Here is a 13,628-nt window from a genome sequence, read left to right as displayed (position 1 = left end):
ATAGTTGGGACTTCATTGTAGGCAAATTGGCCCATTCGCACAGCCCCGCAACCGGGTTGGGCAGGTCGTTGCTGCTATGCAACATGAAACTTATCAACAACTTATCCACAATCAAGTTTGCGAGTGCATGAACAACTTGTGGGCTGTCTGTGGATCATCGGTGGACACTTGCGGGAAATCCCGCATGGTGAATCCAGACCTGCTCTATATGCCATGAATGAGGGATCAAGACGCTTGATTTTATCCAAATTCGGCATGAGGCATCAAAAATGTTAGCGAATACAAACTTCAAAAATATTTTTTACGATGAGCAGATACCCCCTCAAAATGACGCTTGGGCCCAACAACCCCAAAACCACAGGGGTTTCAGGGTCGCTTGGGCTTGACAGCCATCAAGGCGCGGGTCGTATCAGCACGTACTGCGCGCCGTCACCTCGACGGATCAGCACACTGACCGGTCGGCTCTTGTCGATGCGGGCCATCAATGATTCGAACACCTGTACCGAGCTGACTTCGGTGTTGGCCACCGCCAGGATCAGGTCACCCTCGCGAATGCCCGCCCGTGCGGCAGCGTCCACGGCCGCATCCACCCGCACGCCAGAGCGCACACGTGCTTCTTTCTTTTGGGCTTCGCTCAAATCACTCAGGCTCAGACCCAAGTGGGCGATCTTGGCGGCCGGCGCTTTTTTCTCGGGTGCCGCAGCAGCCACTTTTTCCGGCTCGATCTCGGCGACCGTGACCTTCAAGTCTTTGGTGGCCCCCCGACGGAAGACCGTCAGCGCCACTTGACTGCCAGGCTTGGTGTTGCCCACTGCACGCGGCAAGTCGGCAGGTTTTTCGATGGACTTGCCATCAAAACGGGTGATGATGTCACCCGCTTCGATGCCCGCTTTTTCGGCAGGCGAGCCCTCCTCCACACCACGCACCAACACGCCTTGTGCTTTGCCCAAGCCAATTGATTCGGCCACTTCTTTGGTCACAGGCGCAATTTGCACACCGATGCGGCCTCGGCTCACACGCCCGGAGGCACGCAGCTGCTCACTGACCCGCATGGCTTCGTCCATGGGGATCGCAAAAGAGATGCCCATGAACCCACCTGAGCGGGAGTAAATTTGGCTGTTGATGCCCACCACTTCGCCGCGCATATTGATCAAGGGACCGCCCGAGTTGCCAGGGTTGATGGCCACATCGGTCTGGATGAAGGGCAAATAGTCCCCCGTGTCGCGCTGCTTGGCGCTCACGATGCCCGCCGTGACGGTGTTCTCGAGGCCAAACGGAGAGCCGATGGCCATGACCCACTCGCCCACACGCAAGCGGTTGACATCGCCCACTTTGACAGCGGGCAGTCCAGTGGCCTGGATTTTCACAACCGCCACATCGGTGCGTTTGTCGGCGCCCACAATGCGGGCCTTGAATTCACGTTTGTCTGGCAGGGTCACCATCACCTCATCGGCGCCCTCGACCACATGGGCGTTGGTCATGATGAAACCGTCAGAACTCAAGATGAAACCCGATCCCACACCCCGAGGTTGGGCTTCTTGCTCGGGTCGGTTTTGCCGCGGGCCTTGGCGTGGCGCATTGGGCATAGGAACGCCGAAGAAGCGACGAAACAACTCCTGCATCTCTTCGTCAGGACCGCCAGCACTGGGCGTATTGGGGCGTGCTTTTTCCAGAGTGCGGATGTTCACCACCGAGGGACCCACCTGCTCCACCAGGTCGGTGAAGTCGGGCAGGCCACGCACCGCTGCAGATGGGGACTGCGCCAAAGCGCCCGTTGCGGGCACCATGACCCACCCTGCCAGCATGGCAGTGGCCATGCAGGCCGATGCAGCTGTCTTTGTCCATGTGTTCTTCAGCACAAAAGCCTCCTTATGTCGGTTATAACCAGATTGCAAGCTCGAGACAGATGCGGCTCAAAACGGCCATTTCAAGCCGCATCAAAGACGCGCTTGCGGGACCTTGTGAGACCGCGCAGCCGCCATGGGGCGCGAATATACAGCGCATCTAAATCCGTGCCACTTTGAGGGCATCGCCCCCGCCTGCAGCCAAGCACACAGCAGCCGACCTTGCGCTTGGCCCTGCTCGTCCAGGGGCTGCACCCAAAGCAAGATGCCCGCTTTGGAGTCCAAACCCACTGAGACGGAGACCGATTGAACATGTTCGCCAGAGTCTGCGTTGGCTTGCCAAAACCAGCTTTCGCCGCTCCAGCCCAAACGTCCTCCTGTCAGGGTCTGCCTTGGGGCCCACAGCGCAGCAGACAAAACACAGGCAGTCCAAAAAAACCAGGCTGCCCACAGTTTGGGGCCAGTCGCCTGCGACATCATGTGCCAAGCGATGAGGCCTGCCGCCGAAAGCACGCAGAGCGCCACGAACAACCAGCGCCCCCAAAAAAAACGCCCCACCGGGTAAACCACAGGTGGGGCGTTGTGCATGGTGGCGGACTGGCCAGAAGGCAGGTCAGATGCGTTTAAAAACCAAAGACCCGTTGGTGCCACCAAAACCGAAGTTGTTTTTCAACGCGACATCGATCTTCAGATCGCGCGCCGTGTTGGCACAGTAGTCAAGATCGCACTCAGGGTCAGGGTTGACCAAGTTGATCGTGGGTGGTACTTTTTGATGGTGCAGCGCCAGCACGGTGAACACGCTCTCGATGCCGCCCGCGCCACCCAACAAATGCCCGGTCATCGACTTGGTGGAACTGACGACGGTTTTGTAGGCGTGGTCGCCCAAAGCCGCCTTGATGGCGTTGGTTTCGTTGATGTCACCCAGCGGTGTGGAAGTGCCGTGAGCGTTCAGGTAGTCGATCTGGTCGGCGTTGACACCGGCATTGCGCATGGCACCCAACATGGCGCGACGTGGGCCGTCCATGCTCGGCGCGGTCATGTGACCCGCGTCTGCACTCATGCCATAACCACCCAGCTCGGCGTAAATTTTGGCGCCACGGGCTTTGGCGTGCTCGTACTCTTCGAGCACCATCACGCCAGCACCTTCGCCCAGCACAAAACCGTCACGGTCTTTGTCCCAGGGGCGCGATGCGGCTGTGGGGTCGTCGTTGCGGGTCGACAAAGCGCGCATGGCGGCAAAGCCACCCACACCCAAAGGCGACACGGTACCTTCGGAACCACCGGCGATCATCACATCGGCGTCACCGTATTCGATCAAACGACCGGCTTCACCAATGCTGTGCAAACCTGTGGTGCAAGCGGTCACAACAGCCAAGTTGGGGCCTTTGAAACCATGGCGCATCGAGACATGGCCCGAGATCATGTTGATGATCGAGGCGGGTACAAAAAATGGCGAAATTCGGCGTGCACCGCGTGCGGTGTATTCGATGTGGGTTTCTTCGATCAACGGCAAGCCGCCAATGCCCGAACCAATCACCACACCGATTCGGCAAGCCTCCTCTTCACCCAAAGCGTCACCCGCGGGCAGTCCAGCATCTTGGATGGCTTGGGCTGCAGCGGCAATGCCGTAATGGATGAAGCGGTCCATGGTCCGCGCCTCTTTGGCGGTGATGTAGGACTCGAGGTCAAAGTTTTTGACTTCACCCACGATCCGGCAGGACATCGCCGAAGCGTCGAAACGGGTGATGGGACCAATGCCGGACTGCCCGGCAAGCAGGTTGGACCATGCGTCGGCGACCGTGTTGCCCACGGGGCTGACGCATCCCAAACCCGTGACAACAACGCGGCGCCGGGTCATCGTCGATCAGGCCTTCTTGCTTTGGGCGTAGTCAATCGCAGCTTGCACCGTGGTGATTTTTTCTGCGTCTTCGTCAGGAATCTCGATGCCAAACTCGTCTTCGAGTGCCATCACCAATTCCACCGTGTCCAGGGAGTCGGCACCCAGATCGGCCACAAAGGCTTTTTCGTTGGTGACTTGTGACTCTTCAACGCCGAGTTGTTCGGCAATGATTTTTTTGACACGTGCTTCGATATCGCTCATGGGGTCCCTCTGAGGGTTGTGAAAAAAGAAGATTTTACCTGTCCGGAAGGGGGTTCCGAAAATCAGGCCATGAACATGCCACCATTGACATGCAATTCTTGTCCGGTGACATAGCCAGCGCCCGGCCCAGCCAGGTACGCCACCGCGTGGGCGATGTCATCGGGTTGACCCAGATGGCCCAGAGGAATCTGGCCCAACAAGGCTTTGTGTTGTTCTTCGGGCAGGCTGGCCGTCATGTCGGTGGCAATGAAACCAGGGGCCACACAGTTGACGGTGATGTTGCGGCTGCCCAACTCACGGGCCAGCGCACGGGTCATGCCCGCCACACCGGCCTTGGCAGCGGCGTAATTGGCTTGGCCGGGGTTGCCAGATGCGCCCACCACGCTGGTGATGCTGATGATGCGGCCATAACGCTGCTTCATCATGGGGCGGATCACGGCGCGGCTCATGCGGAACACCGCCTTGAGGTTGGTGTCGAGCACCGCGTCCCAGTCGTCGTCTTTCATGCGCATGGCCAAGGTGTCGCGGGTGATGCCCGCGTTGTTGACCAGCACCTGCAGGCCACCGTGCTCTTTGACGATGGCATCGATCAGGGCTTCGCCTGCTGCGGCATCGTTGACATTCAGGTTGGCACCTCGGCTGCCGGGGAAGGCCGACAGCGCTTGGCTAATTTTGGCCGCACCCTCATCGCTGGTGGCGGTGCCAATGACCACATAACCTTGTTGGGCCAAATGCAAGGCAATGGCCGCACCAATGCCGCGCGATGCGCCTGTGACCAGTGCAATCTGTTTTTGTGCTTCGCTCATGAGAGAAGTCCTTTCACTTCAGCAAGGGTGGCGGGGTCGAACAGCGCCACCCCGTTCAATTCGGCATCGATCCGCTTGGTCATGCCTGCCAGCACCTTGCCGGGGCCGCATTCAACCAGGGTGCTCACGCCGCGGGCCTTGATGGCCTGCACACACTCCACCCAACGAACTGGGCCAAAAGCCTGACGATACAGCGCGTCACGGATGCGGTCGGCGTCGGTTTCGATGGCCACGTCAATGTTGTTGAGCACCGGGATCTGCGGTGCGCCCAAAGTCAGTGAGGCCATCTTCTCGCGCAGCTTTTCGGCAGCGGGCTTCATCAGGCTCGAATGGAAAGGGGCCGACACGGGCAAAAGCAGCGCACGCTTGGCACCCATGCCCTTGAGCACCTCGCAGGCTTTGTCCACCGCGGCTTTGCTGCCCGCGATCACGGTTTGCGCGGCATCGTTGAAGTTCACGGCCTCGACCACTTCGGTGCTGCCTGCGGCAAATGTGGCTTGGGCTGCTTGGCAGCCTTCAATGACTTTGTCCGAGGCCAAGCCCAAAATGGCGGCCATGGCGCCTACGCCCACAGGCACCGCTTCTTGCATGGCGGCTGCTCGCAGGCGCACCAGCGGCGCAGCTTGTGACAAGGTGAGCACGCCCGAAGCCACCAAGGCGCTGTACTCGCCCAGCGAGTGTCCGGCGACCACAGACGGCTTGGCGCCGCCTTCTGCCAACCAAGCACGGTAAGCAGCCACCGCCGACACCAACATCACAGGTTGGGTGTTGGTGGTCATGGCCAGCGCTTCTTTGGGGCCTTCGTGGATCAACTTCGCCACGTCTTCGCCCAGGGCGTCGGAGGCTTCTTTCAAGGTTTCGAGCACCACGGGGTGGTCACCCCAGGCATCCAGCATGCCGACCGATTGAGAACCTTGGCCGGGAAAAACAAAAGCAAATGTCGTCATGTGCAAATTTTTATCGGGTGTGAATCAGGTCTGGCCCTACTGCGGCGCAGACCCCATGGGTCATAAGGGTTGCGGATCAGTAACGCAAGAGGACAGAGCCCCAAGTGAAGCCACCGCCCACGCCTTCGAGCATGAGGGTCTGGCCACGCTGGATACGTCCATCGCGCACGGCGGTGTCCAGCGCCAGCGGAATCGAGGCGGCCGAGGTGTTGCCATGCTGGTCCACCGTGACCACCACCTTGTCAGCGCCCAGCTTGAGCTTCTTGGCGGTGCTTTGCATGATGCGGATATTGGCCTGGTGCGGGATCAGCCAGTCGATGTCGGCATCGGTCAAGTTGGCCTTGGCCAAGCTGGCGCGGGCGGTGTCTTCGAGCACACCCACGGCCAATTTAAAGACCGCTTGGCCATCCATCTTGAGCACAGGGTCACCCAAAATCGCCCCCCGGTTGACGTGACCGGGCACACACAAAATGTCTTTGTACTTGCCATCAGCGTGCAAATCGGTGGCCAAAATGCCGGGCTGGTTCGAGGCTTCGAGCACCACCGCGCCAGCGCCGTCGCCAAACAACACACAGGTCGTGCGGTCCTTGAAGTCAAGGATGCGGCTGAAAATTTCAGACCCGATCACCAAAGCCCGTTTGGCCGTGCCGGACTGGATCATCGAGTCGGCGATCGTCAGCGCATAAATAAAGCCGCTGCACACCGCTTGGACGTCAAACGCCGGACAACCGGCTGCGCCCAGTTTGTGCTGAACCATGGTGGCCACAGACGGAAACACCATGTCGGGGGTCGAGGTGGCCACAATGATCAGGTCAATGTCTGCGGAGACCAGGCCCGACGCGAGCAGCGCCTGTCGGGCTGCTTCGGTGGCCAAATCGCTGCAGCCTTGCTCGTCGGCGGCAAAGTGGCGAGCACGGATGCCTGTGCGCTCAACGATCCAATCGTCAGAGGTTTCAACCCCTTGTTGCGCCAACTCGGCGGCCAGATCGGCGTTGCCCAGGCGTCTGGCAGGCAGGTAGCTGCCGGTGCTCAAAATGCGTGAATAAATTCTCATACAGATGTGACCGCGGGTTCAGATCGCTCAGCCTGCGCACCCATCAGCAAAGGGGCGGCGTGGGCAATGCGGTCGCGAACGCGGTCAAGCAATTGGTTTCGAGCTGCATCATAAGCCCGGTTCAAGGCGTTCTCAAAAGCCAACTCATCGGCCGAGCCATGGCTCTTGAACACTAGGCCACGCAAACCCAACAGGGCAGCGCCGTTGTAGCGACGGTGGTCGACGCGGTTTTTAAACGCCGTTAAGACCGGATAAGCCAATAAAGCGGCAGTTTTTGTGAAGATGTTGCGTGAAAACTCGGCTTTCAAAAAGCCACTGACCATGGTGGCCAAGCCTTCGCTGGCCTTCAAGGCCACATTGCCGACAAAGCCATCACAGACCACGATGTCGACGGTGCCCTTGAAAATATCGTTGCCTTCCACATTGCCATGAAAGTTCAAATCTCCGGAATTGGCCGCAGATCGCAATAATTCACCCGCTTTTTTGATGATTTCATTGCCCTTGATGGCTTCTTCACCGATGTTGAGCAAACCCACCGAGGGCTGATCCTTGTCTTGCAGCACCGAGACCAAGGCCGAACCCATGACGGCAAATTGCAGCAAATGTTCGGGGGTGCAGTCCACATTGGCGCCCAAGTCAAGCATGGTGGTGCCGCCACCCTTGAAGTTGGGCATTTGACCTGCAATGGCTGGCCGGTCAATACCGTCCATGGTTTTGAGCACGTAACGGGCAATCGCCATCAAGGCCCCAGTGTTGCCCGCCGATACCGCAACTTGTGCGTGGCCGTCACGCACTTGCTCGATGGCCACGCGCATGGAAGAGTCTTTTTTCTTGCGCAAGGCTACTTCCAGTGGATCGTCCATCTCGACCACTTCCGCGGCCACCACCACCTGAGCACGGGGGTCAGAGAAGCCCGCCAGGGCCTCTGCACGCCCTGCAAGAATCAACCGGGCATCGGGGTGAGATGACAGAAAACGGCGACAAGCCGCCAGCGTGACGCGGGGACCGTGGTCGCCGCCCATGCAGTCAACAGACACAGTGATCGGGGTGGGCGAGGTCATGACATCCTTGGGCTCAAAACCGGAATTAACGCTGGCCATAAAACGCAGGCCATAAACCAAAAAGCCCGAGGCTACTCAGAAAGTAGCGCCGGGCCTCTGAAGGCTGGAGGGCGGAAGCCGATCAGGCTTCCGACTTGTTTTTGAGCACTTGGCGGCCACGGTAAAAACCGTTGGGGCTGATGTGGTGACGCAGGTGAGTCTCGCCTGTGGTCGGCTCGACAGCGATACCGGGCACGTTCAGGGCGTTGTGCGAACGGTGCATGCCGCGCTTGGAAGGCGATTTTTTGTTTTGCTGAACAGCCATGGTGGCTCCTTGGAAGCTTGGAGGCCGCGCAAATGAAAACGCAGCTTCGGTTGATGGGAATGACACCCGGGGCATCCGGGCGAAGCCATTGATTATAGCCTAAGCCGGACCCTTTTGAACACCTTTATCGGCCTGTGGCCGGTGTGTCGGCCCACATTCAGCGGTCTTGACCGGTTTTGAGGCTGGCCAACACCCCAAAGGGGTTGGGCCGCTCGGCGGCGGCTTCAAAGGCCGGATCGGCCACAGACATGGGCAGGGTTTCGGGACACACATCGTGCAAGGGCACGAGGGGCAAGGACAAAATCAACTCGTCCTCGACCAAGGCCAGGGCATCAAAATCACGGCTGATGACCAGCACATCGTCCTCCACCTCGTCGTCGAGCGCCTGCGCTGCAGCCTCGTCGGCGACAAACAAAAATGAGCGCTCGGCCTGCACAGCCTCCAGCACCGGACTCAGGCAGCGCTGGCACTGCATGGGCAGCATGAGCGAGGCCTTCAGATCCAGCCACAATTGATCGGATGCCCCCGATTGCGCCACCGCGCGACCTTGCAGCAGCCACTGCACCTGCCCGGGGGCCACGGTGTCACCGTGCTGTTCCTCGGCCAAACGGGGCCAATCGGCCAAAGCGCCCTCGCCCTGCAGGCGCAGGCCGCCACGGGCAAAGGCCACGACATCCAGGTGTTGGGGGTCCATTTTTTTTTCCATGGCTGCAGTGTAAGAGAATCACCCCTACGAATTCCTCCTGGGCTTGCGCTTTGACCATGACTTTCACTCCTTCTGCCCCCACCAGCCGCTCGGTGGTGCTGGGCTCGACTTCTCGTTATCGGCGCGAACTGCTCGAGCGCCTGCGCATCCCTTTCACCGTGAGCGCACCCGGTGTGGACGAAACCCCTTTGCCGGGAGAAGCCCCACAGGCGCTGGCCAGACGCTTGGCCCTGGCCAAAGCCCGGGCCGTGGCCGCCTTGCACCCCGATGCGGTGGTGATTGGCTCTGACCAAGTGGCCGATTTGGCTGGCCAACCCCTGGGCAAGCCCGGGGAGCACGCGCGAGCCGTGCAGCAGCTGCGCCAAATGCGCGGCCAGACCTTGGTTTTTCAGACCGCGTTGGCCGTGGTTTGCCTGGCCAGCGGCTATGAACAAGTGGACTTGGCCGAGGTTCGTGTGGTGTTTCGTGACCTGAGCGACGACGAAATAGAGGCCTATTTGCAGGCAGAACAACCCTACGACTGCGCGGGCAGCGCCAAAAGCGAGGGCTTGGGCATTGCCCTGCTCGAGTCCATTGACAACGACGACCCCACCGCCCTGATCGGACTGCCACTGATCCGCACCGCGCGCATGTTGCGCCAAGCCGGGGTGAAGCTGCTGTGAACACCCCCAAGACCCCACCAGGCCGCCTGTTTTTGGTGCCCACGCCACTCGACTTTGGCTGCACCGAGCAAGCCCCGATCACCGAAGTGCTGCCCAGCACCACCTTGGCCACCGCCGCCGGGATTCAGCATTGGGTGTGCGAGAACGCCAAGAGCACCCGCGCCTTCCTCAAACGTGTGGGCCAAACACATCCACTGATCGTCCCGCTGGCCGAACAAAGCATCACCGAATTGCCCCGCCATGTGCACAAAAAAGGCGACCACCAGTCAGGTTTTGATGGCAAACCACTGTTGGCGGCTGCTTTGCAAGGGCACGATGTGGGTTTGGTGAGCGAAGCGGGCATGCCCGCGGTGGCCGACCCGGGCAGCTCGGTGGTGCGGGCCGCACACGATCTGGGCATTGGCGTGGTGCCTTTGGTGGGCCCGGTGTCTTTGCTCTTGGCCTTGGCCGCCAGCGGGCTCAATGGTCAGAACTTCGCTTTTGTGGGGTATTTGCCGCAAGACGCGGGGGAGCGGGCCGCCCGCTTGAAACAACTGGAGTCCTTGGCCCTCAAAACCGGACAAACCCAGTTGTGGATCGAAACGCCTTACCGCAACGCGGCCATGCTCGGCGGCTTGCTGCAAAGCCTGAATGCCAACACGCGCTTGGCCATTGCCAGTGGTTTGACGCTGCCCTCGGCCAACATCCAGAGCCACACGGTGGCGCAATGGAAAAAGGGCCTCACAGGCCCTGATTCGCAGACCCCGGCGGTTTACGCCATCGGGCCTTGAGGCTGGGCTTCAGCGCAAGCCGGCACCCGCCATGCGCATGGCGCGGACACTGCCCTCGCCCACGGCCACACCAAAGCGCTTGACCAGGCGCTCGGCCACGTTCTCGCGCTGGGTGTAATCAATCACATCCGGGGCCTTGACCACGTCGCGGGCCACACCATCGATGCTGCCCAGGCTGTCGGCCAAGCCCAGGTCAACCGCCTGCTGGCCACTCCAAAACAAGCCACTGAAAAGCTCAGGGCTTTCTTTCAGACGATCGCCCCGACCTTTCTTGACCACATCGATGAACTGGGTGTGGATCTGGTTGAGCATGGCTTGGGCATGTTGGCGCTGTGGCTCGGTTTGGGGGCTAAAGGGGTCCAGAAAACCCTTGTTCTCGCCAGCCGTCATCAAACGACGCTCCACACCCAGCTTGTCCATGAGTCCGGTGAAGCCAAAACCATCCATCAAGACACCAATGCTGCCCACCAAGCTGGCCTTGTCGACATAAATCTGGTCGGCAGCAGCGGCAATGTAATAAGCCGCCGAAGCACAAGACTCCTCGACCACCGCATAAATGGGTTTGTTGTGGAGGGCACGCAAACGCGTGATTTCATCGTTGATCAGACCCGCCTGAACAGGGCTGCCGCCCGGCGAATTGATGAGCAAGACCAAGGCTTTGGAGCCTGGGTCTTCGAGGGCCGTGCGCATGGACGTCATGACATTCTCAGCACTGGCTTCTGTATCCGGGCCGATTTCACCCTGAACAGTGACGAGCGCCGTGTGCGGAAAACTGGTGTGCGTGGCTGGCGAATTGAGGCTGAAGAGTTGCCACACTACAAAGCCCAAAAAGAGCAACCAGGCCAGACGCATGCCCAACTTCCAACGGCGTTGGGATTGTTGCTCCTGGAGGTTGGCATAGGCCAAGTCCACCAGGGTTTTGCGAGCCCAGTTTTCATCCACGGGGTTGGTCACCGGGGCTGGGGCCGGTGCCGTGCCTGGAGAAGCTGGGGCAGAGGCGTGAGCGGACGTGCTGTCCTGGGGGTCTTGCATGTTCAAAATTCAAGGGGTTTCAAGTTGTAAGCAGTATGCCAGTGAACCACGCCGCCCTGCTCTGACAGGTCTATTTTGACCAGCCCTCCACGGCAGGGACCGCCCGAGCAAGCCCCGGTGTCGGGCTGGTAAGTGGCGCCGTGTGTGGCGCACATCAACCACCGCCCTGTGTTATCAAAAAACCGGTCGGGTTGGTAATCCATTTCCATGGCCACATGGGTGCAGCGGTTCAGGTAAGCGTGCACCTGACCTTGGTAGCGGATGGCAAAAGCCCGGCAAGTCTGCCCGGCGTAAACGATGTCAAAAGGCACAGCCCGACCCCCATTGACCAAGTCGGCGCTGTTGCACAAAGGGACCATGGGCGCCATGAGTGCTCCTCGTTTCAAGCGTGTTGCAACAACCAGTCGTGCAAATCACGCACGCTGTGCGCCACATGGCGCGGCTGGAGCACATGAAAAGCCTCGGGCTCGTGGGCCCCGTAACTCACGCCCACGCTGGCACAGCCCGCGTTCAAGGCCATTTGCAGGTCATGGGTGGTGTCGCCAATCATCAAGGTGCGCTCGGGTTCTGAACCAAATTCGCGCATCAACTCGTGCAGCATGCGGGGGTTGGGCTTGCCAGCCGTTTCATCGGCCGTGCGCGAACCATCGAACACGCCACGCAGCTCCACCGCATGCAACGCTTCGTTCAGGCCCTGTCGGCTTTTGCCCGTGGCCACCGTCAACCAGTGGTGCCGGGCTTTGAGGTCGTCCAGCAACTCCAGCACCCCCTCGAACAAAGTGATGTCGTTTTGGTGCTGCAGGTAGTGGTGGCGGTAGCGCTCTCCCAGCGCCGGGTATTTGTCCTTGGGCACATCGGGCGCGGCATGGGCCAGCGCAGGCAAAAGCGACATGCCAATCACATAAGAGGCGGCTTCGCGGGTGGGTTCTTGCCCACCCACATCCACCACGGCGCGCTGAATGCATCGGGTGATCAGGGCGGTGGAATCAAACAAGGTGCCATCCCAATCGAAAGCGATCAGGTCAAATTGGCGAGGTCTTGAGTTGGGCATGGTCGACATACGCTTTCAATTCAGGGGGCAAATCGGCTTGAAGGGCCACGCGCTCGGCGGACACCGGGTGGTTGAACTGCAAACGCCAGGCGTGCAAAAACATGCGCTTGAGGCCAGGGCCCGAGCTGGGTTTGAGCAACTGGCGGTTCCAGTCAAAGTCACCATATTTGTCGTCCCCTGCAATCGGGTGCCCTTGGGCCGACAAATGCACACGGATTTGGTGGGTGCGCCCGGTTTTGATGGTGACCTCTAACAAAGAGGCACCCGGCAGCCGCTGCGCCACCTTGACCAGCGTGATGGAACGCATGCCATCCGGGTCTTCGGGCGTGGTCACGCGCACGCGCCGCTCGCCTTCTTGGCCATCTTTGCCCGGGAGCAAAAATTTGTGCAGTGGCTGGTCGATCACCTTGAGCTTGGCGGGCCAGTCCCCTTTGACCAAGGCCAAATAGGTTTTGCCGGTCTCGCGCTCGCGAAACTGGTCTTGCAGGTGCTTGAGTGCACTGCGTTTTTTGGCCACCAACAAAATCCCGCTGGTGTCGCGGTCCAGTCGGTGGACCAATTCCAGCAGTTTGGCTTGGGGGCGTGACTGGCGCAGTTGCTCGATCACGCCAAAGCTCACACCAGAGCCGCCATGCACCGCCACCCCGGACGGTTTGTCGATGGCCATCAGGCTGTCGTCTTCCAACAAAAGGGGGAATTCGCGGCTCGGCGCGGGTTGAGCGGCTTTTTCGGCCACTTTGTCGGAAATGCGCACGGGCGGCAGACGCACCTCGTCGCCGTTTTCCACCCGGGTTTCGGCAGAAGCCCGGCCCTTGTTGATGCGCACCTCGCCGCTGCGGATGATGCGGTAGACGTGCGTTTTGGGAACGCCCTTCAAGTGACGCATCAAAAAGTTGTCCAATCGCTGCCCAGCCGACTCTTCGTCCACCAACAACCATTTGACGGCGGGTGTCGCAACGGCGGACTTGGACCCTATAATGTGATTCACTGGCAATTGGCTGTAAGTGGTTGATTCAAATGGAAATGAATTCCTGCAGAGATGGAGTTTAGTCCACCACCACCGCGCCAAACCAGATGGTCGATGCCACCCTCGGCACGATTTTGCAGACTGAAGGCCCCTGCCGACAGTGGCAAAACCCCCCGGAGGTTGGGCCGACGCCCTGAAAACCCAGATACGGAATACCCCAAATTCAGCAGCCTTTGCGGCTGTTGAACGGATCAAAGCGAGATGGTTGTGTTGTTCGGAACTTTGCTGATGTGGTTGGAGTGGCTCACGAAGCCGTGCTCTGC

15 protein-coding genes are annotated in these 13,628 nt (G+C 59.9%); 2 read left to right on the top strand and 13 right to left on the bottom strand.

The window, feature by feature from the left end:
* Window positions 1–392: 392 nt before the first annotated feature.
* The 9 genes from L63ED372_RS04080 to L63ED372_RS04035 form a co-directional block, all read right to left on the bottom strand.
* The gene (locus L63ED372_RS04080; RefSeq protein WP_062407608.1) at window positions 393–1,817 is read right to left on the bottom strand and encodes a DegQ family serine endoprotease; all 1,425 of its coding nucleotides are present in this window, start codon (window positions 1,815–1,817) and stop codon (window positions 393–395) included.
* A gap of 640 nt (window positions 1,818–2,457) precedes the next feature.
* The gene (gene fabF / locus L63ED372_RS04070; protein WP_062403662.1) at window positions 2,458–3,702 is read right to left on the bottom strand and encodes a beta-ketoacyl-ACP synthase II; all 1,245 of its coding nucleotides are present in this window, start codon (window positions 3,700–3,702) and stop codon (window positions 2,458–2,460) included.
* 6 nt (window positions 3,703–3,708) lie between these two features.
* Window positions 3,709–3,945 (bottom strand): acyl carrier protein, encoded by a 237-nt coding sequence (gene acpP / locus L63ED372_RS04065; protein WP_019427049.1) that lies wholly within the window; start codon window positions 3,943–3,945, stop codon window positions 3,709–3,711.
* Window positions 3,946–4,007: 62 nt separating this feature from the next.
* Window positions 4,008–4,751, bottom strand: coding sequence for a 3-oxoacyl-ACP reductase FabG (gene fabG, locus L63ED372_RS04060; RefSeq protein ID WP_062403660.1), 744 nt, complete (start codon window positions 4,749–4,751; stop codon window positions 4,008–4,010).
* The gene (fabD, locus tag L63ED372_RS04055; RefSeq protein ID WP_062403657.1) at window positions 4,748–5,698 is read right to left on the bottom strand and encodes an ACP S-malonyltransferase; all 951 of its coding nucleotides are present in this window, start codon (window positions 5,696–5,698) and stop codon (window positions 4,748–4,750) included. The genes fabG and fabD overlap by 4 nt, the downstream gene beginning before the upstream one ends.
* Window positions 5,699–5,774: 76 nt before the next feature.
* On the bottom strand, window positions 5,775–6,752 hold the full coding sequence (locus tag L63ED372_RS04050; RefSeq protein WP_062403654.1) for a beta-ketoacyl-ACP synthase III: 978 nt from the start codon (window positions 6,750–6,752) through the stop codon (window positions 5,775–5,777).
* Window positions 6,749–7,813: a phosphate acyltransferase PlsX gene (plsX, locus tag L63ED372_RS04045; protein ID WP_062403651.1), complete on the bottom strand. Its 1,065-nt coding sequence runs from the start codon at window positions 7,811–7,813 to the stop codon at window positions 6,749–6,751. The genes L63ED372_RS04050 and plsX overlap by 4 nt, the downstream gene beginning before the upstream one ends.
* A 121-nt stretch (window positions 7,814–7,934) precedes the next feature.
* Window positions 7,935–8,117: a 50S ribosomal protein L32 gene (gene rpmF / locus L63ED372_RS04040; protein WP_005794249.1), complete on the bottom strand. Its 183-nt coding sequence runs from the start codon at window positions 8,115–8,117 to the stop codon at window positions 7,935–7,937.
* A gap of 157 nt (window positions 8,118–8,274) precedes the next feature.
* Window positions 8,275–8,823, bottom strand: coding sequence for a YceD family protein (locus L63ED372_RS04035; RefSeq protein ID WP_062403648.1), 549 nt, complete (start codon window positions 8,821–8,823; stop codon window positions 8,275–8,277).
* A gap of 56 nt (window positions 8,824–8,879) precedes the next feature.
* On the opposite strand from L63ED372_RS04035, the gene L63ED372_RS04030 reads away from it, so the two are divergent.
* Both L63ED372_RS04030 and L63ED372_RS04025 read left to right on the top strand, forming a co-directional pair.
* Complete coding sequence (locus L63ED372_RS04030; RefSeq protein WP_197275320.1) at window positions 8,880–9,485, top strand: Maf family nucleotide pyrophosphatase; 606 nt, start codon at window positions 8,880–8,882, stop codon at window positions 9,483–9,485.
* A complete protein-coding gene (locus tag L63ED372_RS04025; protein ID WP_062403645.1) occupies window positions 9,482–10,255 on the top strand; it encodes an SAM-dependent methyltransferase in 774 nt (257 codons plus the stop codon). Before L63ED372_RS04030 ends, L63ED372_RS04025 begins: the two co-directional genes overlap by 4 nt.
* 9 nt (window positions 10,256–10,264) lie before the next feature.
* Here L63ED372_RS04025 and L63ED372_RS04020 read toward each other — a convergent pair whose 3' ends face one another.
* The 4 genes from L63ED372_RS04020 to L63ED372_RS04005 are packed head-to-tail and all read right to left on the bottom strand — an operon-like array spanning window position 10,265 to window position 13,326.
* The gene (locus L63ED372_RS04020) at window positions 10,265–11,287 is read right to left on the bottom strand and encodes a S49 family peptidase (RefSeq protein WP_062403641.1); all 1,023 of its coding nucleotides are present in this window, start codon (window positions 11,285–11,287) and stop codon (window positions 10,265–10,267) included.
* Window positions 11,288–11,289: 2 nt separating this feature from the next.
* Complete coding sequence (locus tag L63ED372_RS04015; protein ID WP_062403638.1) at window positions 11,290–11,655, bottom strand: Rieske (2Fe-2S) protein; 366 nt, start codon at window positions 11,653–11,655, stop codon at window positions 11,290–11,292.
* A 14-nt stretch (window positions 11,656–11,669) separates the two neighbouring features.
* Window positions 11,670–12,338: an HAD family hydrolase gene (locus L63ED372_RS04010; protein WP_062403635.1), complete on the bottom strand. Its 669-nt coding sequence runs from the start codon at window positions 12,336–12,338 to the stop codon at window positions 11,670–11,672.
* Window positions 12,310–13,326, bottom strand: coding sequence for an RluA family pseudouridine synthase (locus L63ED372_RS04005; protein ID WP_062403632.1), 1,017 nt, complete (start codon window positions 13,324–13,326; stop codon window positions 12,310–12,312). Before L63ED372_RS04005 ends, L63ED372_RS04010 begins: the two co-directional genes overlap by 29 nt.
* Between the last annotated feature and the right edge of the window lie 302 nt (window positions 13,327–13,628).

It is taken from the genome of Limnohabitans sp. 63ED37-2 (assembly GCF_001412535.1).
GTDB lineage: Bacteria > Pseudomonadota > Gammaproteobacteria > Burkholderiales > Burkholderiaceae_C > Limnohabitans_A.
Note: the sequence above shows the minus strand (reverse complement) of the source record. Positions and strands in the feature narration are given on the sequence as shown.